Genomic DNA, 20,142 nt, shown 5'->3' with positions numbered 1-20,142 from the left:
CGATCAGAAGCTGGCGCGCACGCCGACCTGCCAGTTGTCGGCATCGGCGTCGAGGAAGTTGTACTCGTTGAAGTGGTACTGGCCGTAGACGCCCCAGGTCTTGTTGAACTTGACCTGGCCGTTCAGGTTGACGCCGAACACGTCGTCCATGTTCTCGACGCCCGTCCACGTCAGCTTGGCGCCCAGTTCGACGTGCTCGCCCACCGCCGAGCGCACGCCCACCGCGGCGCGGTAGCCGTCGTTGTGGTAGTCGGTGCCCGAGAGGCTGGAGTTGAAGCCGATGTAGCTGACCTCGCCGACGAAGTCGGTGGTGTCGGTCAGGCCGTGGCGGTAGCCGCCGGTCAGTTCCCACGGCTCGAAGTCGTCGCCGTCGATGCTGTCCTGGTGCATGCCGATCGCGCCGTAGAAGTGGTCGCCGAAGGCCATCGAGCCCTTGATGGCGTAGCCGTCCGGCTTGATGTCGAAACCGCTGTCGCTGAGCTTGGTCTCGCTGTAGCCGGCTTCGACGTAGGTGTAGCTCAGTTCGGTGGCGTTGGCGGCGAACGGCGCGGCGGCCAGCAGCGCCAGCACGAGAAACTTCTTCATGTAAACCCCTGAATTTTCTTGGAATATGGAAAGCCGCCTTTGGCGGCCGACGCATCTTAATGAAAGTTTGACGTTTGGCAATGGCTTGACGGAGGCCGCGGCTTCCGGGCGCCGGACACAAGAAAGCCCGGCTTGCGCCGGGCTTCCAGGCCGTGATCGGGGGAGACGATCGCGGAAAAGGCGTATGCAGCGGGGCTACGCCTGCCCTGCACGGGGAGCCGTGCGGCCGCGCCTTACCAGCTGACGCGCGGGCCGATGAACCACTGGGCATCGCCGTCGGCGAACTTCACGTCGCCGTTCAGGCCCCAGGTGTCGTTGAACTTCACGTTCGCGCCGACGCGGCCGTAGAAGTTGCCGTCGAGCTGCTTGTAGTCCTCGTAGCCGGCCATCGCGTAGCCCTCGAACTTCGGCGCGATGGCGCCGCGGACGCCGACCTCGGCGCTGTAGCCGTTGCGGCTGGCGTTGAAGTTGGGGTCGAGCTTCTGGTAGGCGACGCTGGTGACGAGGTCGGTCTTGTCGGTCAGGCTGTAGTGGTAGCCGGCACCCAGCTTCCACTCGTCGACCTTGAAGTCGACGTTGTCGATGTCCTGCTTGGTGTAGCCGGCGATGATGTTGAAGCTCGGGCTTACGGCGATCGAGCCGTTCACGCCCCAGCCGTCGGCGTCGCGCACGCCGTCGTTGTTGTTGGTGGCGACGTAGCCGCCCTGCACGTAGTTGTAGGACAGGCCTTCGGCCGCAGAGGCGGCAAACGGAGCGGCGGCAAGGAGGGTCAGGGCGAGGAGGGTGCGCTTCATGGAGGAAAACCTCATGGTTGTTATTGGACCCGGGGCGGGGAGAGAGAGGGGGAGCCGCTCCGGTGAAACGCATTCTCGATATCGCCGTGTAACGATTCCTTAATACTGAACCGATCGGTTCGGGAACTTTTGCGAAGCGTTCATGTTGTTCGCCGTGGCCGCGCTCTGCATGATCGATCGCAGCCGTCCGCATGGCGCGGCGGCCCACGGAACATCACCAGGGAACAGGGGGACACGATGTCGCAACAGGACACCACCGCCGGCACGCCGCCGGCATCGATGACGATCACGCCCGCCAGCGGGCCGCAGCCCGGCGGCACGTCGGTGACGATCGCCAACGGCAGCTTTTCCGGGGAGCCACAGCTTTTCTTCGCCGGCGTGCCGGCGACGGATGTCAGCGTGGACGCGGGCGGGACGACGTTGACCGCGGTGACGCCGGCGGGCGCGGCCGCCGGGCCCGCTGAAGTGACGGTCACTACATCCACGGTCCCCGTGAAGGTCGGCATGTTCGACTACATCGCGCCGGCCGTGACCGACGTGTCGCCCGCGGAGGGCCCGTTGGCGGGCGGCACGCCGGTGACGATCACCGGCAACGGCTTCGCCGGTGCGGAGCAGGTCCAGTTCGGTGGCGTGCCGGCCACGCCGTTCACGGTGAGCGCCGACGGCAACTCGATCACGACCACGTCGCCTGCCGGTGCATCCGCGGGTCCGGTGGACGTGCGGGTGAGCCTGCCGATCGGGCTGACGGCGATCGTGCCGGCCGATCAGTTCACCTACCAGTACACCGCGCCGGCCGTGACCGGCGTGTCGCCGGTGCAGGGGCCGCTGGGCGGCGGCACGCCGGTGACGATCACCGGCAACGGCTTCACCGGCGCGTCGCAGGTGCAGTTCGGCGGCGTGCCGGCCACGTCGTTCACGGTGAGCGCCGACGGCACGTCGATCACGACCACGTCGCCCGCCGGTGGCGCAAAGGCCGCCACGGTGGACGTGCGCGTGAGCCTGCCTTCCGGGCTGACGCCGGCGGTGCAGGCCGACAAGTTCATCTACCTCGAACCGGTGATCACCGGCCTGTCGGTCGCCAGCGGTCCGCTGACCGGCGGTACGCCGCTGACGATCTTCGGCTCCGGCCTGGCCGGCGCCAAGCAGGTGCTGTTCGACGGCATTCCCGCGCCGTCGTTCACGGTGAGCGCCGACGGCAGCACGATCACCACCGTGTCGCCCGCGGGGTCGAAGGTCGAGACGGTCGATGTGCAGGTCAGTCTGCCGACCGGGCTCACCGCGAAAACCTCGGTGGATCAGTTCAGCTACTACACGCCGGCGCCGGTGAACGCGCTGTTCGTGATCGACAACCAGACCGGCGTGCCCGACAGCCACGTGTTCGTGAAATTCCTCGGCGCGCAGATCGGCGACAGCACGCTCGCGCAGACCTACGGTGACGGCAAGCCGCTCGACACCGGCGCGGACACCGCCGCTCGTTCGTACAGCCTCGCGCAGATGACGACGACGCTGGCCGACGTGCCCGGCCTGGCCACGCCGGTGCCCGCGTTCCGGCTCAACGACTACGCCGGCGGGCGCATCTACTTCAGCCTGGGCGCACAGCTGAATTCGGTGACCATTCCCGCTGCGCAGGATCCGTCCGATCCCGATTTCGGCACGGTGTACGCCTACGTCGAGCCGTCGATCTTCACATCGACCGTCGCCGGGCAGACCAACATCGACGCCTCGTACGTCGACTTCGTCGCCATCCCGGTGGACATCGCGGTGCTCGACCGCAGCACCGGTGCGCTAGTGAATCCGCCGGCGAACAATCCGCTGTCCTCGCCCTCGGGCACCGCGCTGTTCGACGCGCTGACGTCGGGGACGACCGCGGGGACGCAGGTGCCGGCGGGCACGGTCATCGCCGCGACCACGCAGGTGACGACCGCCGACGGCGGCACGCTGGCGATCGGCGGCACCGCGCGCATCCTCTCGCCGTCGATGTACGACGCCGCCATGATCACCAATGCCGTGCCGTACCACGACTGGAGCGTGCTGCTGGATGCGCTGCAGACCGCGGGCACGTCGCTGCCGGTGGCGAGCTACACCACCGTCGACACCGGCGTCGCCTTGCCCAAGGGCACGCTGTTCGGCTTCGCCGGCAGCAAGTCCTCGAGCATCGCCCCGTCGTGGACGGACAAGCAGGACTACGCGCTGGCGGCGACGGTGGTGTCCGACCTCAACCCGGGCGGCGCCAATCCGCGCATCCCCAAGCTGGCGGGCGTGCCGGGCATCGTGATCACCGGTTCCGGCGTGACGGTCGGCGCGTTCTCGGTCTACCTGCAGCGCAGCGACCTGGAAGCGCAGACCGGCATCTACGGCGCCAATCCGCCTTACGTGGTCGACTGGCAGGACGCGCCCGCGGGGCCGACGGCGTATCCGCAGGCGCAGATCGAGAACGACCTGGCCGGCCGCGTCGTCGGCGACCTGCTGGCGGGCTTCAACTTCGGCTGGGCCGGCTGCACGACCACGGTGGCGACGCAGGCGAACACGATCACCCAGGCGGGCGGGCAGCCGAATCTCGCCGGCAGCGTGTTCGACCCGCCGGACGGCGCGCTGGCGAACACCGCGATCGGCGCGCTGACCACCGGCCAGCTGTTCTACCTGCTGTCGCTGCAACCGACGACGCAGGCGCTGGCGCAGTGGTTCGGCGCTTCGTTGCGCAGCAAGCCGGACGAGTACAACACCTACGCCAGCGATTTCCAGGCGCTGACCAACGGCTACAACATGGCGTTCACCGATCGCCTGCAGGGGCCGAGCGATCCGGACATGTTCTTTGCGCCGAGCGACACCACCTACGTGAAGATCACGCTGTCGACGGGTGCGTACACGGTGACGATCACGCCGCCGTCGGGCTGATCGCAGCGTCGACGCCTGCGCCGCGATCGCGGCTCAGGCGTCGAAGTCGGCCAGCGCGATCGAGACGGCGTCGGGATCGCCGGCCTCGATCGCGCGGGCGACGGCGCGGTGTTCGGCCGATTCCACCCAGCTGCGCAGGTCGCGGCCGCTGCGGCCGTCGGCGCGCGCGGCCAGCGTGCGCGCGCCGTCCTCGGCGACGAACGCCAGCGGTTTGCCGCGCAGCATCACTTCGAGCAGGCGGCGGGCGCCGTCGCGGTCGGGCAGCGGGATCTCGATCTGCTTGGGCAGGCGCGACAGCACCGCGGCGTCGATCTGGTCGAGGCGGTTGGTCGCGGCCAGCACGAACACCGCCTGCGGCTGCGCGAACACGCCGTCCATTTCCTGCAACAGCTGGCCGACGATCTCGGTGAGGATCGCGTCGTTCTGGCCGCCGCGCGCGGCGGCGACGATGTCGATCTCGTCGATGAACAGCAGCGACGGCGCGGATTCGCGCGCGCGCTCGAACAGTTCGCGCACCTTCTGCCCGCTCTGGCCGAGGAAGCCCTGCTTGATGTCCGCGGTGGACGCGGCGATGAAGCGCAGCCCGGTCTCGTTGGCGAGCGTGCGCGCGATCTGGGTCTTGCCGGTGCCCGGCGGCCCGTACAGCAGCAGGCCGCGCGGCACGCCGATGCCGCGCTTGCGGAAGGTCTCGGCGTGCTGCAGCAGGCCGGCGGTGGTCTTCAGCTCGCGCAGCGTCGGCTCGGGCAGCACCAGCGTGTCCCAGCGCGCGCCGCCGTCGGTGGCGGTGGAGCCCTGGCGGCGCATCGCCGTGGTCATCGCCTCCAGCGCCTCGTCCGACAGCGGCTGGCGGGTGCCGTGCTCGCGGGCGACGCGCTTGGCCAGCGCGTCCAGGTCGCGGCCGGACAGCCCCGCGGTCAGCGCGGTCGTGCGCGACGGCAGCGGCGGCGGGATGCCCAGCCGCGCGAAGGCGTCGGCCAGCAGTTGCAGGCGCATCGCGTCGTCGGGCAGGCCGATCTCGATCTGGTCCTCGAAGCGCGACAGCAGCGCGGGATCGATCAGGTCGCGGCGGTTGGTCGCACCGACCACCCACACGTTGCTCTGCTTCTGGAAGCCGTCCCACTGCGCGAGGAAGGCGGTGACGATTTCCTCGACGAAGCTGTCGGTGCCGGTGGCACCGCGGCGGCCGAACACGCCTTCGCATTCGTCGACGAAGATCACCGCCCGCGCCTCGCCGCGTGCCTTCTGCCACAGCGCCTTCACGTTCTCGCCGCTCTGGCCGATGTAGCCGGACTTCAGGTCGGTCAGCGAGAGCGGGAAGAACGCGCACTGCATGCCGTCGGCGAACGCGCGGGCGATGGTGGTCTTGCCGGTGCCCGGCGGCCCGTACAGCAGCAGGCCGCGGGTGGCCGACGCGCTGCCGGCGGCGAAGTGCCCGGCCAGCGCGATCAGCCGCTGCTTCACCGCCGGGGCCAGCGCCACGTGCGCCCAGACGCGCTGCGGATCGACCGGCGCCTGCGGCAGCACGTTGCCCGAGCGCAGGGTGCGGTTGCGTTCGAGCCGACCGGCGTGGCGCACGCTCTGGTCGCAGGCTTGGTCGAACTGGTGCGCCAGGGTGCGCAACCGCGGGGTCAGCGGCCCGAAGGCGTTGGGCTGGCAGAGGTCGCGCTCCCACACCACCGCCGGCAGGCGGCCCTCGGTGCGCAGCGGGATCAGCGCCACGCCGCGATCGTCGGCGTCGCTGACCGACACCACCAGGTCGCCGGGTTCCATGCCCGAGAGCGGCTTCCATTCCTGCGTGCCGAAGCCGGTCGCGGCATCGTCGATGCGCGAGACGGTGTAGACGTCGCTGAAGGTGCCGGTGCCGTCCTTGCGCTCCAGCCGCATCAGCCGGAACCGGTAGCGCAGCAGCAGCACGCGCGGCACCACCCATTGTTCGATGACCACCAGCAGCGCCAGCCACGTCGCCGCCAGCCACGGGCCGATCCGCGGCAGCCAGCGCCCCAGTTTCGGCACCAGCATCGGCGCGACGACGACCGCGACCAGCAGCACGGCCACCACCACCAGCCACACCGCGGGTGCCGACAGCACGACACGGCGGCCGTATTCGCGCGGATCGCGGACCCGCTTCAGCAGCCGATGCAGGCCGTGGGTCGCGAAATGCCCGCGCAGCACGCCGTCGATCCGGCGCGAGAACCGCTGCAGCGATTGTTCGAGCGCGCGCAGGTCCTGGTCCCCGGCGTCCGCCGTTCCCCTGGCGTTGTGCTCGACCTTCACGCGCGCTCCGTCCCCGTCGGTATCCGGTCGGCATCATAGCCCGCGATCCGCGGTGACCGGACGAACGGCTGGCCGGACCGTGCCGCCGATCGCGTCTGGAACAGACAGAAGCGTCCGGCCTCGCGCCGGACCGCCACGGCCAGGGGGACGTGGTCGCCGGACCGGTGGACACGTCCGCCGGCATCGACACGCTCCTCCCGTGCCGTGACACCGCCGCGGCCGGACGCCGCGTGCCCGAAGTACCGGCGGAGGATGCCGTCGCCATGGCCATGCCCAGTTTCAATACCCGTGTCGGGATCGCGATCGACGCGGTCCGCGCGCGCCATCCGCAGGCGCTGCCGCATCGCGCCGAAGCCACCGCCTCGACCGGGCCCACCACCACGCCGACGGCGCTGGATCGCCTGCGCGTGCTGTTCCGCGATGCCGACGGCACCGTGCTGCTGGCCGAGGAGACCGGCTATGGCGATTTCGGGCCGCTGCGGCGGCTGGACACCGTGCGCCTGCAGGGGCCGGGCCTGGACTGGCCGGTGACGATGGAGTTGTCCGAAGCCGACAACCGCAAGGAAGAGGCGGCGTGGATCGATCCCTACGCGGCCGTGACCCTGCGCGGCCGTCCCGGCGGCGGCGCGGAGTTCGTCTTCACCGGCGCCCCGGGGGTGCCCGAGGTGGTGGTGGACACCGTGACCGGCGAGGTCCGCGGCGGCTGAGGCTCAGCGCGGTTTCATGCGCACGAACGACACGAACAGCATCACCCCGCCGAACAGCAGCGCCAGCAGTGGCAGGCCCCACACGTGCATCGAGGCATTGCCGCCGCGGAAGGCGGCGTCGGGACGGCCGGGATCGAACGTCATCGGCACCTGCTCGCCCGCGTGCAGGCTGGCGTCCGCGGGCGAGGCGTCGTGGCCCTTGCGCTTGCCGGCGTCGAGGACCACGCGATGGTCGCTGCCGCCGTACGCGAACAGCACCGTCGCCGAGAACCGCGTGCAGTCGTAGCGCGTGGTGGTGTGGTGCTTGCCGCCACTCGACCGCGAGCAGCGGTCGTTGCGGGCCGTGACCTGCTCGACCGTGCCATCGGCATGCGTCGCCTTCGACACGAAGATCGCCGACCGGATGCCCAGCACCAGCGCGAGCGCCAGCAAGGCACCGCCGATGGCCCGCAGCAGCAGGGGGACGTTCATCGGGCGCTCCTGCGGCGGGTCTGCCGCGTCATCGGGGGCGGCATTATCGCGGCGACGCCGGGTGCCGGCATGGCCGATAGGTCAGGGCCTCGCGGCGGATCCGATCGCCAGCGGCAGCGCCGCCGGCGACCGGATCGCGATCCGCGGCCGTTCCTTCACAGGATCGACAGCGTCTTTTCCTTGCGCTCGGCCAGCCGCTTCTCAAGGTAGTGGATGTTCTGGCCGCCGGCCTGGAAGCCGGTGTCGGCCATGATCCGCTGCTGCAGCGGGATGTTGGTCTTGATGCCGTCGACCACCATCTCGCTCAGCGCCACCTTCATCCGCGCGATCGCGGTGGCGCGGTCCGGGCCGTGCACGATCAGCTTGCCGATCATCGAGTCGTAGTTCGACGGGACGCGATAGCCCTCGTAAATGTGCGAATCCACGCGCACGCCGGGGCCGCCGGCCGCGTGGAAATGCTTGATCAGGCCGGGCGAGGGCAGGAACGAATCCGGGTCCTCGGCGTTGATGCGGCACTCGATGGCGTGGCCGTTGAGCACGATGTCTTCCTGCCGGATCGACAGCTTCTGGCCGGAGGCGATGAGCAGTTGTTCCTTCACCAGGTCGACGCCGGTGATCAGCTCCGTCACCGGATGCTCCACCTGGATGCGGGTGTTCATCTCGATGAAGTAGAAGCGGCCGTCCTCGTACAGGAATTCGAACGTGCCCGCGCCGCGGTAGCCGATGCGCACGCAGGCCTCGGTGCAGACGCGGCCGATCTCGGCGCGCTGCTCCGGCGTGATGCCCGGCGCCGGCGCTTCCTCGACCACCTTCTGGTGGCGGCGCTGCATCGAGCAGTCGCGTTCGCCGAGGTGGATCGCGCCGCCCTGGCCGTCGGCCAGCACCTGGATCTCCACGTGGCGCGGATTCTCCAGGAACTTTTCCATGTAGACCTGTTCGTTGCCGAACGCGGCCTTGGCCTCGCTCTGCGTGGTCTGGATGGCGGAATGCAGTGCGGCTTCGGTGTGGACCACGCGCATGCCGCGGCCGCCGCCGCCGCCGGCGGCCTTGATGATCACCGGGTAGCCGATCTCGCGGGCGAGGCGCGCGTTTTCCTTCGCGTCGTCGCCCAGCGGGCCGCCGCTGCCGGGCACGCAGGGCACGCCCGCGGACTTCATCGCGCGGATCGCCTCCACCTTGTCGCCCATCATGCGGATGGTCTCGGCGCGCGGGCCGATGAAGATGAAGCCCGACTTCTCCACGCGTTCGGCGAAGTCCGCGTTCTCGCTGAGGAAGCCGTAGCCCGGGTGGATGGCCTGGGCGTCGGTGACTTCGGCCGCGGCGATGATCGCCGGCATGTTGAGGTAGCTGTCCTTCGAGGCGGCGGGGCCGATGCACACCGACTCGTCGGCCATGGCCACGTGTTTGAGGTTGCGATCGACGGTGGAATGCACCGCGACCGTCTTGATGCCCAGCGCGTGGCAGGCGCGCAGGATCCGCAGCGCGATCTCGCCGCGATTGGCGATGACGACCTTGTCCAGCATGGGAAGGTCCTCAGCCGATGACGAAGAGCGGCTGATCGAACTCCACCGGCTGGCCGGTCTCGCACTGGATCGCGAGCACGGTGCCGGAGACCTCGGCCTCGATCGGGTTGAACATCTTCATCGCTTCGACGATGCCGAGCGTCTCGCCCTGCTTCACCGCCTGGCCGACCTTCACGAACGGCGGCTTGTCCGGCGACGGCGACGCGTAGAACGTGCCGACCATCGGCGAACGCACGACGTGGCCGTCGGGCAGGTCCGATTGCGGACGCGGGCTGCCGCCGGTGGCGGCTTCCACCGGCGAGGCCATCGGCATCGGCGCGGCGGGACGAGGCGCATGTTCCAGGTGCAGCGGCGCCGGCGGCGGCAGGCTCATCGCCACGCCACCCTTCGGGATGCGCGCCAGACGGACGGATTCCTCACCTTCCTTGATCTCGATCTCCGCGAGGTTCGATTCCTCGAGCAGATCGATGAGTTTCTTGATTTTGCGCAGGTCCATTGTGGGTTCTCGTGCTTGCCCGCGGCTGCGGGCGTCGGTCGTGGAAACGGGGTGTCAGGTCGAAGCGGGGGGAGCGAGACGTTGCATCGCGGCCGTGAGCGCCAGTCCGTAGCCGAGCGGGCCGAAGCCGGCCACGACGCCGACCGCGAGGTCGGTGACGTAGCTGGTGTGGCGGAACGGTTCGCGGGCGTGCGGATTGGACAGATGCACCTCGATGAACGGAATTCCGACCGCGGCGAGGGCATCGCGGATCGCCACCGACGTGTGGGTGAAGGCGGCGGGATTGATCAGGATGAAGTCGATCGTGCCGCGCGCGGCCTGGATGCGGTCGACCAGCGCGTGTTCGGCGTTCGACTGGAAGCATTCCAGCGCGTGTCCTTGCGCGGCAGCCTGCAGCAGCAGCCCGGCCTCGATGTCCGCCAGCGTCGTGCGCCCGTAGATCTCCGGCTCACGGGTGCCGAGCAGATTCAGGTTGGGACCGTTGAGGACGAGGATGCGGGACATCGTTTCGATCCATCCGGATGGAAAGGCAGTCTGCGCGAAACCCGGAGAAGTGTCCAGATCGGCGATGTTCACGACTTTTCAAGCGCGTGTTTCAAGCGAGACGGCTTTCCGGGCCCATGCGGGCACGCCGTGGACGCCTGCAACGTGCGGGGAGGCATGCGGGACGACACGGGTGAAGCCGGCATGATCGCCGACGATGGACGCACAAAAAGTTACGGCCCCGGCGTTTCCGCCTGGGGCCGTTCGCCCTGCACGGGTTGTTCGGACATCGCGCCATTGCGGCGGCGACTGCGGTCCGGAAGCTCTGGCATCCGTGCCGCGGGAGAGGGAAGGCCTCCGGTCAGCGCTCCATCGACGCCGAACACAGCGTCGAGATGGTGGTCGCGCAGTGGCGGGCGAGGCTCGCCACCAGACCGGGGTTGGTTTCGTGGCCGGCGGCGGTGAGCATCACCATCTGCTGGCCGGGGCGCGGCACCCGCTGGATCACCGCGATGCCGCCGTCGGTCTGCACCGTCATGTCGGTGAAGCCGTGCTGGCCCAGATCGCGGGTCAGCGTCTCGGCCATGTTCGACAGCGCGCTGGCCACCGCCGCCAGGCGCGGCGCGTCGAGCATCGGCGCGGCGGCGTGGGCGAGATGGTGGCCTTCGAGGTTCGAGAGCACGCAGGCGTGGCCATCGGGGATGCCGGCGAGCATGCCGTGCATCGTGCGCACGACGTCGTTGTAGCGGCGGTACTCGAAGTACTTGCCGAACAGGCGACTCTGCGACGGGAACGGGACGGTGTTCGCGGACATGGTGGGCGGGATCGGGTGAAAGTGGGCGGGCGCGGAACGCCTCGTGGACGGGAACGGCGAGCGATTCGCGTTCCCGTGTTCAGGGAAGCATTCTTCGTGCCAACTGCCTGTCCGGCAGGGCGTCGGGGTACGCGCCGGGGTCGATTCGGCGTCGGTCAATAAAAATCAACGACTTGTGGCGTGATCGATGGCTTCGATCCAAGTGACGTCGACAGGAGACACTTGCCGCGGGGCGGCATCGGACTGCCGCAGCGGGTCGGAATTGCCCGGGCGCGGCGGCCCGGACGCGCTGCGTCAGCGCGCGTCGGCCACGAAACCGTCCAGTTCGCCGGGCTCGAACGGCCCGACCCGGCGCTTCAGCACGCGGCCGTCGGCGCCGATCAGCACCGAATACGGCAGCACGCCCTTCGGGTTGCCCAGCACCACGCCGGCGTCGGCGCGGCCGGGGGTGTCGATCAGGATCGGATAGGTCACGGGCAGCCGGGCCAGGAAGTCGCGGACCTGCGCCGGATCGTCCAGCGCGACGCCGACCACCTGCACGCCGGCCGTGCCCTGCGTCCGCGCGAACCGCTGCAGTTCCGGCATTTCGTGCAGGCAGGGCGCGCACCACGTCGCCCAGACGTTGACCAGCAGGGGCCGGCCCGGCCACGCGCCCGGCAAGGTGATCGGCCGGCCGTCGAGATCCGGCAATCGCAGCGGCGGCACCACGTCGCCTTCGCGCGCCACGGTCACGCCTGCGGGCACGTCGCTGCTGTCCGCCAGCCACAGCGTGATCGCCTGCCCCAGCCGCGTGTGCAGCAGCGGTCCCGGGCCACGCACCACCATGCCGGCGATGCCGCCCAGCAGCGCGGCGAGGAAGGCGACGAGCAGGACGGTGCGGGTCTTCATGCGGTGGCGTGCGATGCCGGGGGTGTCATGCGATCGGTTCGAGGTCGGTCGGGAAGGCGCGCGCGGCTTCGTATTCCGTATCCCGGTCCGGATTCGATGGATCGTGCCATGCGTCCGTCTTGTCGCGCAGGTTCCAGGCGCGGTTGAGGTGCGCGTAGACATGCGCGAGCTGGATGCGGAAATCGACTTCGTCCGCTTTCATGTCGCGGATGAGGTTGCCCAGATGCTCGTGCGCATCGTCCAGTTCGTACATCAGCATCGACCAGGCGAGTGGGTCGCGTTGCGGATCGATCATCGCCCCGCCGCCTTCGCCAGCGCGTCCTCCGCCATGCCCGGGGTCAGCACGGTCGGCAGCACGGTGCCTTCGCCGCCGCCGCGCGGGAACACCACGTACAGCGGCACGCCCACGGCCTTGTAGCGCTGCAGGAACGCGGTGATCTCGGGATCGACGTCGGTCCAGTCGCCGACCATGTAGACCGCGTCGGATTTCGCCAGCGCCTCGCGGAAACCGTCGCGCGAGAACACGGCTTTTTCGTTGGCCTTGCAGGTGACGCACCAGTCGGCGGTCATGTTCACGAACACCACGCGGCCGGCCTTGCGCAGGTCGGCAAGGCGCTGCGCGGAGTACGCGACGCGGCCGTCTTCCTGCGTCGACGTCGCATCGCCGCGCACCGGCGCGGGCAGCGTGCGGATCGCCTGCAGCGGCCACAGCGCGCCCGCGATCGCCAGCACCGCCGCGACCAGCCCCGCGCGCGTGCCGTGCATGCGCGCATGCGTCCACGCCCACGCCGCGAACGCCAGCGCGAGCGCGGCGAGGCCCCACCAGCCCACGGCGTCGGCGCCGCGCTGCTTCGCCAGCACCCACACCAGCCACAGCGCGGTGAGGTACAGCGGGAACGCGAGCACACGCTTGAACGTGTCCATCCACGCGCCCGGCCGCGGCAGCCAGCGCGCCAGCGCCGGCACGAAACCGACCAGCAGGAACGGCAGCGCCAGCCCCAGTCCCAGCGCGAGGAACACCAGCAGGGCGAGGCCGGTGCTGGCGGCGAACGCCCAGCCCAGCGCCGGGCCCATCAGCGGCGCGGTGCACGGTGCCGCGACCACCACCGCCAGCACGCCGGTGAAGAAGTCGCCGGCCGCGCCGCTGCGGCTGGCGAGGCCGTGGCCGGCGCCGATCCAGCGCCCGCCGACCTGCCACACGCCCGACAGGCTCAGGCCGAAGACGAACATCAGCAGGCCCAGCGCGGCGACCACCAGCGGCTGCTGCAACTGGAAGCCCCAGCCCAGCGCCATGCCCGCCTGCCGCAGCGCCATCGCCAGCGCACCCAGTGCGCCGAAGCTGACCAGCACGCCGGCCGTGTACCACAGCGCATGCGCGCGTCGCCGCTGCGCGCTTTCGCCGCTTTCGACCAGGCCCAGCACCTTGATCGACAGCACCGGCAACACGCAGGGCATCAGGTTGAGGATCAGCCCGCCCAGCAGCGCGGCGAGCAGCGCCAGCGCGAGGTTCGGCTGCATGCCGAACAGGGTCGGGCCGGGATCGGCGCCGGGCGCGTTGGCCTGCGGCGCGCTGCCCGCGGGGGTGGGCATGGTGGCCGTGTCCGTCGTCGGCGTCCCGGCCGGGTCCGGAGTCACACCGATCGGCGCGGTCGCCGTGGCCGGCGTGGTCGCCGCCGCGGCTTCCGTCGGAGTCTGCACGCGGCCGCGCGGCAGTGCGACCCGCACCGACCGGGTCATCGGCGGATAGCAGATGCCGTCGTTCTGGCAGCCCTGGAAGCTGGCTTTCACCGTCACCGTGCGCGCATCGGGCGAGGTGCGGACCAGCGGCAGGGGCACGTCGACCGGCTGGAAGTAGACGACGACGTCACCGAAGTGTTCGTCGTGGTGCGATTGCCCCGGCGGCCACTGCGGCCGGCCAGCGGCGATGCCGTCGGCGTCGACCCGCAGGCGGGTCTTGTCGCGATACAGGTAGTAGCCGGGCGCCGGCGAGAACCGCAGCAGCAGGGTGTTGCCGTCGCCGACGATGGCGTCGAAGCCGAACGCCTGCTCCTCGGGCAGCGGCGCGGCCTTGCCGCCGCCGAGCAGGCTGCCCCCCGGCCCGGTGCCGCGGGCCAGCGGGTTGAAGTCGGACGGACCATCGGCGTTCGCGGTGGCCCCGGGCAGGGCCACGGTCAGCATCCGGGTCTGTGGCGGGTAGCACAGGCCGGCATCGGCGCAGCCCTGGTACTTCACCTTGAGCGTCACCGACCCCGCGGCACCGGCGATGTCCGGCAGGGTCGCGACCAGATCACCGCGGTAGGTTTCGGTCTTGCCGAAGAATTCGTCCTCGTGCGGCTCGCCCTTCGGCAGCCGCAGCGCGCCGGCGGTGGCGCCGGGCGAGATCGCGGCCACGCTGGTGCGGTGCCGATACAGGTAGTAGCCGTCGGCGATCTTCCAGCGCACCCGCACGCTGTCCGGGCCCGCGGCCTCGGCCGAAACCACGTAGGCCTGGTCCACCGGCAGCAGCTCGGATTCGTCGATCGCCCAGGCGGGCACGGCGGACAGCGGCAGCAGCGCGAGCGCGGCGAACGTACGCCGCAGCAGGCGTCGGAAGGACGGGCCCGGGGGCAGCAGGCGTCGAAGGGGCGAAGCGGTCATGGGGGTGATCCGGGCGTGAGGCATCCACAGGCAGGCATCGGACCCGTGCGGACGCGATCGGTTCCGGCAGCGGCGACGGCGTGAAGTATGGTCTATTCGCCGCTGCCAGGCCGCTTGGGCCGGGTCCGGCCGAGGCGCTTGGCCGACAGTTCCTCGACGATCTCCACCAGCGCCACGCGGGTGCGCGGCGATGCCTCGCGGAAGGCCTGCACCAGCCGCAGTTCGAGCGGGTCTTCGACCAGCAGCGCGTCGGCGGCCGAGACCGAGTCCAGCACGGCGTCCTCGGACAGCTGCATCTTGCCGCGGCCGGTCGCCAGCCATTCGAAGGCGACACCGGCCACCATCGCCACCGCCCGGAGGTGGTCGACGCTGGGATTCTTGCCCTGGGGCGACTCCCAGTGGCTGACCGCGCTGCGCTGGACGCCGATCGCCTCCGCGAGACGGGCCTGTGACAATCCGGCGTGCCGCCGTGCGAGGCGGATTCGATCCTGGGAATGCATGGTTTTATGTGATTCAGTTCACTGAACGCGCTGCGTTTGTTCCTATCGAAACACTTTTGTCGAAGATAAGCGAATTGCCAGTTTCGTTCACGAGGATACTGAAATTGTCATTACACTGTCTGCTTTTGGTGGCATGCCACCGCAGATAGCATTAAAATCAGTGAGATAGCCACATTTACTGAAGTGCGCTCACCGGAATTGGCCGTTCTGCACGACCCCCCGGTCTTCCCTGTGCAATTTGCATCGGTATTCTCACTCCAGCCGGTAGGGACGCTGGCTGCAATACGGAGGTTGCAAGGGGGGGAACGCACCTGCACGGGTGACGTCAGGATGGTCTTCTCCGGGAGCGCGCACTACATGTGCGCGCTCTTTTTTTGTGCCCGTGAAAAGTGCGGGCACCGGGAAACGCCCGGCGGAAGCGGGCTCCGGGAACGTGAAAGGCCCGCCGGCCGCGAGGCCGACGGGCCCTTCCGTCGATCGGGATCGGCGAGGTGCCGCGGCCTCAGGCCGCCTTGAGCGCCGCCTGCGCCAGCAGGGCAAGCACGCAGCCGAAGCCGCCCATCCAGCTGAACGAGCGGAAGGCGTGCAGGTCGGCCAGGTAGAACACGCCGTGCAGGATGCGGCAGACGATGAAGGCGACCGACAGCGTCGCGATCCGGCCCGGGTCGACGCCCGCGGCCTGCGCCGCCAGCACGCCCGCGGCGAACGGGGCGAAGGCCTCGAAGGCGTTCAGGTGCGCCGCATAGCCGCGCTTGGCGCGCGGGTTGGTCTGCGCGGCGCTCCAGCCGCGGGGATCGTGGTTGTCGTAGCGGCCGAGGCCGGCGCGGCTCAGGCCGACCCAGATGTAGGGCAGCGCGGCCGCGACGAAGAGGCACCAGTAGGCGATGGACATGCGGGACTCCGTGGAAGGGGGATGGGGCGGGCGCCTGCGGGCGCCCCCGTACGGAGAGGCGCGCCGGCGCCCGGACGTTGCGTCGGTGCGACCGGCGGCCCGGTATCGGCGGGCCGGATCAGCGGCCCCCCGGTGCCCGGCTCAGAGCGAGTAGCCGAACTGCTGGCGGAACTGCTCGTCGAATTCGGCGTAGTCGAAGCGCTGGTTCTGGGTGCCGGGGTGCTCGACCTTCAGCGCGCCCATCAGGTTGCCGATCCGGCCGATCGTCGGCCAGTCGTAGCCCTTCTCGATGCCGAAGATCAGGCCGGCGCGGAACGCGTCGCCGCAGCCGGTCGGGTCGGTGACCCGGCGCTCGTGGGCCGGCGGGATGTCGTGCACGTTGCCGTCGGCGAAGATCCGGGCGCCGCGCGGGCCCTGGGTGGCGATGTAGGCCTTCACCTTGCCGGCGATGGTCTTCTCGTCCCAGCCGGTGCGTTCCTGCAGCAGGTTGGACTCGTAGTCGTTCACGGTGACGTAGTCGGCCTGCTCGATGAACGCGCGCAGCTCCTCGCCGTTGAACAGCGGCATCGCCTGGCCCGGGTCGAAGATGAAGGGGATGCCGCACTCGGCGAATTCCTTCGAGTTCTGCAGCATGCCCTCGCGGCCGTCGGGGCTGACGATACCGAAGGTGACGCCCGGCACGTCCTTCACGTGGTTCTCGTACGACCGCATCATCGCGCCCGGGTGGAAGGCGGTGATCTGGTTGTTGTCGTGGTCGGTGGTGATGAACGCCTGCGGCGTGAACAGCTCCGGGATTTCCTTGATGCGGTCCAGGTTGATGCCCATCTCCGTGAACCACTCGCGGTACGGGGCGAAATCGGCGCCGACGGTGGCCATCGGGATCGGATCGCCGCCCAGCAGCTTCAGGTTGTAGGCGATGTTGCCGGCGCAGCCGCCGAACTCGCGGCGCATCCGCGGCACCAGGAACGAGACGTTCAGGATGTGGACCTTGTCCGGGAGGATGTGGTTCTTGAACTGGTCGGGGAACACCATGATGGTGTCGTAGGCCAGGGATCCGCAGATCAGGGCTGCCATCGCGTCGTCTTCATCCGTAAGTGGGTGGGGTGGCCGGCTTGGCCGGCCGCATAGGGTAAGGCTGGCCCGGCCGCGAGGCCAGCGGCCCCGGGCTTCCGCCCACCCTCCACGACCTGCCCGCAGGCCTGCCGCGGGTCGTCCCGGACCTGCGCCCGGGCTTCCGGAATGCGCCGGAAGTCCGCGGCGAACGGCGTTTTTTTGCTACGCTATTGCGTCCCAGAATCGCCCAGGCGCGCCTGATTTTCCACGGGCGCGCCGTCCGGGCATTCCGCGGCCTGATCGTCCCCCGGCACCTCCTTCGCCGCCTCCGTCCGCTCCCACCCGGCACGCCATCCCGATGTTCAAAAAGTTCCGCGGCATGTTCTCCAATGACCTGTCCATCGACCTGGGCACGGCCAACACCCTCATCTTCGTCCGCGGCCAGGGCATCGTGCTCAACGAGCCGTCGGTGGTCGCGGTGCGCCACGACCGCGTCGGCGGCGGCAACCGTTCGGTCGCCGCGGTCGGCGCCGAGGCCAAGCAGATGCTCGGCCGCACGCCGGGCCACATCACCACGGTGCGTCCGATGAAGGACGGCGTGATCGCCGACTTCACCTACACCGAGGAAATGCTGAAGTACTTCATCCGCAAGGTGCACAAGTCGCGCTTCCTCAAACCCAGCCCGCGCGTGCTGGTGTGCGTGCCCTGCGGTTCGACGAACGTGGAACGCCGCGCGATCAAGGAATCCGCCGAAGAAGCCGGCGCGCGCGAGGTGTATCTGATCGAGGAACCGATGGCCGCCGCGATCGGCGCCGGCCTGCCGGTGACCGAGGCCCGCGGCTCGATGGTCATCGACATCGGCGGCGGCACCACCGAGATCGCGGTGATCGCGCTCAACGGCATCGTCTACGCGCAGTCGGTGCGCATCGGCGGCGACCGTTTCGACGAGGCGATCATCAACTACGTGCGCCGCGCGCACGGCACCCTGATCGGCGAAGCCACCGCCGAGCGCATCAAGCTGGAGATCGGCTGCGCCTACCCGCAGGCGACGGTGCTGGAGATGGAAGTCTCCGGCCGCAACCTCGCCGAAGGCGTGCCGCGCGTGATCAAGCTCAACTCCAACGAAGTGCTGGACGCCCTGCGCGAGCCGCTGGGCGGCATCACCAGCGCGGTGAAGCTGGCGCTGGAGCAGACCCCGCCGGAACTGTGCGCCGACGTCGCCGAACGCGGCATCGTGCTGACCGGTGGCGGCGCGCTGCTGCGCGACCTCGACAAGCTGATCAGCGAGGAAACCGGCCTGCACGTGCAGGTCGCCGACGATCCGCTGACCTGCGTCGCCCGTGGCGGCGGCCGCGCGCTGGAACTGGTCGACATGCACGGCAACGAGTTCTTCTCGCCGGAGTGAGTCCGTGCGCTTCCTCCCTGTCGCCCGCGGCGACGGGGAGGCGTGGAGCAGGATGATCCACGGTTGCGGCGCCCTCCGGCTCTTCTCCTGCGCGGCCCACGGGAAGTGGCGAAGCAGGGGCCCGCGCCAAGCCGCTCCACGCGTCCCATCGCCACCCGCCCGCGACCCTTTCCCCGACTTCCTGACGTGCCTCCCTACGCCGGCCCTTCCGCATCGCGCTCCGAGGACATCGCCGGGACCCTGCGGCTGCTGGTCGCGCTGGCGCTCGCGGTCGCGCTGATGGTCGCCGACCATCGCGGAAGCTGGCTGACCTCGATCCGCTCGCAGCTGGAAACGCTGGCGCAGCCGCTGTGGCGGCTGGCCGGGCTGCCGGCCAAGCTCGGCGACACCGTGCGCGACGACGCGGCCACGCGTGCGCGGCTGATGCACGAGAACCAGACCCTGCGCAATGCGCTGCTGATCAGTGGTGCGCGCATCGCGCGGCTGCAGGCGGCGGCGGACGAGAACGCGCGCCTGCGCGGCCTGCTCGGCACGGTCGAGCGCAGCGGCCTGGACGTACAGCTCGCGCCGATCCTCGACATCGCGCTCGATCCCACCCGCCAGCGGCTGGTGCTGGACGTCGGCGGCGACCAGGGCGTGCGCATGGGCCAGCCGGTGATCGACGCCGGCGGCCTGCTCGGACAGGTCATCGAGGTGCGGCCGAGCACCGCGACCGTGCTGCTGCTAACCGATCCCGACCACGCGGTGCCGGTGACGATCGCGCGCAACGGCATCCGCCTCGTGGCCTACGGCCGCGGCGACCGCATCGAAGTGGCGAACATCCCGACCTCCAGCGACGTGAAAGTGGGCGACCAGGTGGTCACCTCCGGGCTGGGCGGCCGTTTCCCGCCGGGCTTCCCGGTCGGCACCATCGTCCGCCTGCGCCGCGACGAGAGCCGCATCTTCCTCGTCGGCGACCTGCGTCCCGCCGCGCAGCTCGATCGTGGTCGCGACGTGCTGCTGCTGCGTCGCGTGCCGGCACCGCCCGTGCCGGCGGCGCCGACCTCCACCCCGCCCGCGACCGGCGCGGCGACGCCCGATGTGCCGGCATCGCCGGCGACCACCGGCACGAAGCCGCCGACCGGCACGCCCGCCGCGAAGCCGCCGTCGACGTCTGCTTCGAAACCGGCCGCCGCCGCGAATGTCCCGGCGAACGCGCCCGCGGCCGTGTCCCCGGTCTCGCCTGCGACGGAGCCCGCGCGATGAGCCGCGTCCGTCGCCCGTGGCTGTTCCCGGTGAGCGTGTTCGCGGCGCTGCTGCTCGGGCTGCTGCCGCTTCCCGTGGCGTTCCAGCCGCTGCGCCCGTACTGGCTGGCGCTGGTGCTCGCGTACTGGCTGCTGGAAGATCCCGATCGCGTCGGCCTCGGTCGCGCGTTCGTCATCGGCGTGATCGCCGACATCGCCTTCGGCAGCGTGCTCGGCGAGCAGGCGCTGCGGCTGTCGGTGATCACCTTCATCCTCCAGCGCTTCCGTCCGCAGCTGCGGTTCTTCCCGACCGCGCAGCAGGCGCTGGCGATCGGCGGCCTGCTGCTGAACGACCAGGTCGTGGTCGCCGCCATCCACTTCGTGCTCGGCCAGCGCCAGGAACACTGGATGCACTGGCTCGCGCCGCTGCTCGGCGCCGTGCTGTGGCCGCCGCTGTTCGTGCTGCTCGACGGCCTGCGCATGGGCCGCAGGCGCTGAGGCG

Annotated in this window: 19 protein-coding genes; 5 read left to right on the top strand and 14 right to left on the bottom strand. The window is 70.0% G+C overall.

Annotation, left to right across the window (positions count from 1 at the left end):
- Nucleotides 1–3: 3 nt before the first annotated feature.
- Both ACT53R_RS15335 and ACT53R_RS15330 read right to left on the bottom strand, forming a co-directional pair.
- Nucleotides 4–585, bottom strand: coding sequence for an outer membrane beta-barrel protein (locus ACT53R_RS15335; RefSeq protein ID WP_476172773.1), 582 nt, complete (start codon nucleotides 583–585; stop codon nucleotides 4–6).
- Between the two features lie 233 nt (nucleotides 586–818).
- Entirely contained in the window at nucleotides 819–1,379 is a 561-nt protein-coding gene (locus ACT53R_RS15330; protein WP_476172772.1) for an OmpO family porin, read from the bottom strand.
- A gap of 237 nt (nucleotides 1,380–1,616) precedes the next feature.
- On the opposite strand from ACT53R_RS15330, the gene ACT53R_RS15325 reads away from it, so the two are divergent.
- The gene (locus ACT53R_RS15325; protein ID WP_476172771.1) at nucleotides 1,617–4,274 is read left to right on the top strand and encodes an IPT/TIG domain-containing protein; all 2,658 of its coding nucleotides are present in this window, start codon (nucleotides 1,617–1,619) and stop codon (nucleotides 4,272–4,274) included.
- A gap of 33 nt (nucleotides 4,275–4,307) precedes the next feature.
- Here ACT53R_RS15325 and ACT53R_RS15320 read toward each other — a convergent pair whose 3' ends face one another.
- Nucleotides 4,308–6,548: an AAA family ATPase gene (locus ACT53R_RS15320; protein WP_476172770.1), complete on the bottom strand. Its 2,241-nt coding sequence runs from the start codon at nucleotides 6,546–6,548 to the stop codon at nucleotides 4,308–4,310.
- A gap of 263 nt (nucleotides 6,549–6,811) precedes the next feature.
- Between ACT53R_RS15320 and ACT53R_RS15315 the strand changes: the two genes are divergently transcribed.
- Nucleotides 6,812–7,255 carry a hypothetical protein gene (locus ACT53R_RS15315; protein ID WP_476172769.1) on the top strand — a complete coding sequence of 148 codons (444 nt, stop codon included), beginning with the start codon at nucleotides 6,812–6,814 and terminating at the stop codon, nucleotides 7,253–7,255.
- Nucleotides 7,256–7,258: 3 nt separating this feature from the next.
- On the opposite strand, the gene ACT53R_RS15310 is transcribed toward ACT53R_RS15315, so the two are convergent.
- The 11 genes from ACT53R_RS15310 to ACT53R_RS15260 all read right to left on the bottom strand — a co-directional run bounded on the left by ACT53R_RS15310 (nucleotide 7,259) and on the right by ACT53R_RS15260 (nucleotide 17,033).
- Nucleotides 7,259–7,726, bottom strand: coding sequence for a hypothetical protein (locus tag ACT53R_RS15310; protein WP_476172768.1), 468 nt, complete (start codon nucleotides 7,724–7,726; stop codon nucleotides 7,259–7,261).
- A 155-nt stretch (nucleotides 7,727–7,881) separates the two neighbouring features.
- Complete coding sequence (gene accC / locus ACT53R_RS15305; protein ID WP_476172767.1) at nucleotides 7,882–9,249, bottom strand: acetyl-CoA carboxylase biotin carboxylase subunit; 1,368 nt, start codon at nucleotides 9,247–9,249, stop codon at nucleotides 7,882–7,884.
- A 10-nt stretch (nucleotides 9,250–9,259) separates the two neighbouring features.
- Nucleotides 9,260–9,745, bottom strand: a complete 486-nt coding sequence (gene accB / locus ACT53R_RS15300) for an acetyl-CoA carboxylase biotin carboxyl carrier protein (RefSeq protein ID WP_476172766.1) — start codon at nucleotides 9,743–9,745, stop codon at nucleotides 9,260–9,262.
- A 54-nt stretch (nucleotides 9,746–9,799) separates the two neighbouring features.
- Complete coding sequence (gene aroQ / locus ACT53R_RS15295) at nucleotides 9,800–10,249, bottom strand: type II 3-dehydroquinate dehydratase (RefSeq protein ID WP_476172765.1); 450 nt, start codon at nucleotides 10,247–10,249, stop codon at nucleotides 9,800–9,802.
- A 340-nt stretch (nucleotides 10,250–10,589) separates the two neighbouring features.
- Nucleotides 10,590–11,042 carry a roadblock/LC7 domain-containing protein gene (locus tag ACT53R_RS15290; protein ID WP_476172764.1) on the bottom strand — a complete coding sequence of 151 codons (453 nt, stop codon included), beginning with the start codon at nucleotides 11,040–11,042 and terminating at the stop codon, nucleotides 10,590–10,592.
- 294 nt (nucleotides 11,043–11,336) lie between these two features.
- Nucleotides 11,337–11,930, bottom strand: a complete 594-nt coding sequence (locus tag ACT53R_RS15285; RefSeq protein WP_476172763.1) for a TlpA family protein disulfide reductase — start codon at nucleotides 11,928–11,930, stop codon at nucleotides 11,337–11,339.
- A 25-nt stretch (nucleotides 11,931–11,955) separates the two neighbouring features.
- On the bottom strand, nucleotides 11,956–12,225 hold the full coding sequence (locus ACT53R_RS15280) for a hypothetical protein (protein ID WP_476172762.1): 270 nt from the start codon (nucleotides 12,223–12,225) through the stop codon (nucleotides 11,956–11,958).
- On the bottom strand, nucleotides 12,222–14,567 hold the full coding sequence (locus ACT53R_RS15275; RefSeq protein WP_476172761.1) for a protein-disulfide reductase DsbD family protein: 2,346 nt from the start codon (nucleotides 14,565–14,567) through the stop codon (nucleotides 12,222–12,224). The genes ACT53R_RS15280 and ACT53R_RS15275 overlap by 4 nt, the downstream gene beginning before the upstream one ends.
- Nucleotides 14,568–14,659: 92 nt before the next feature.
- A complete protein-coding gene (locus ACT53R_RS15270) occupies nucleotides 14,660–15,067 on the bottom strand; it encodes a helix-turn-helix transcriptional regulator (RefSeq protein ID WP_476172760.1) in 408 nt (135 codons plus the stop codon).
- A 502-nt stretch (nucleotides 15,068–15,569) separates the two neighbouring features.
- Nucleotides 15,570–15,959, bottom strand: a complete 390-nt coding sequence (locus ACT53R_RS15265) for an MAPEG family protein (RefSeq protein WP_476172759.1) — start codon at nucleotides 15,957–15,959, stop codon at nucleotides 15,570–15,572.
- Between the two features lie 141 nt (nucleotides 15,960–16,100).
- On the bottom strand, nucleotides 16,101–17,033 hold the full coding sequence (locus ACT53R_RS15260; RefSeq protein WP_476172758.1) for a carbohydrate kinase family protein: 933 nt from the start codon (nucleotides 17,031–17,033) through the stop codon (nucleotides 16,101–16,103).
- Nucleotides 17,034–17,370: 337 nt separating this feature from the next.
- Between ACT53R_RS15260 and ACT53R_RS15255 the strand changes: the two genes are divergently transcribed.
- The 3 genes from ACT53R_RS15255 to mreD all read left to right on the top strand — a co-directional run bounded on the left by ACT53R_RS15255 (nucleotide 17,371) and on the right by mreD (nucleotide 20,138).
- Nucleotides 17,371–18,417 carry a rod shape-determining protein gene (locus ACT53R_RS15255; RefSeq protein WP_476172757.1) on the top strand — a complete coding sequence of 349 codons (1,047 nt, stop codon included), beginning with the start codon at nucleotides 17,371–17,373 and terminating at the stop codon, nucleotides 18,415–18,417.
- 186 nt (nucleotides 18,418–18,603) lie between these two features.
- Nucleotides 18,604–19,662 carry a rod shape-determining protein MreC gene (mreC, locus tag ACT53R_RS15250; protein WP_476172756.1) on the top strand — a complete coding sequence of 353 codons (1,059 nt, stop codon included), beginning with the start codon at nucleotides 18,604–18,606 and terminating at the stop codon, nucleotides 19,660–19,662.
- Nucleotides 19,659–20,138 carry a rod shape-determining protein MreD gene (gene mreD / locus ACT53R_RS15245; RefSeq protein WP_476172755.1) on the top strand — a complete coding sequence of 160 codons (480 nt, stop codon included), beginning with the start codon at nucleotides 19,659–19,661 and terminating at the stop codon, nucleotides 20,136–20,138. Before mreC ends, mreD begins: the two co-directional genes overlap by 4 nt.
- The last annotated feature ends 4 nt before the right edge of the window (nucleotides 20,139–20,142 follow it).

This window comes from Lysobacter sp. DMC104, assembly GCF_056313665.1.
The sequence above is the reverse complement of the archived record's forward strand: the minus strand, read 5'-3'. Positions and strand labels throughout refer to the sequence as shown.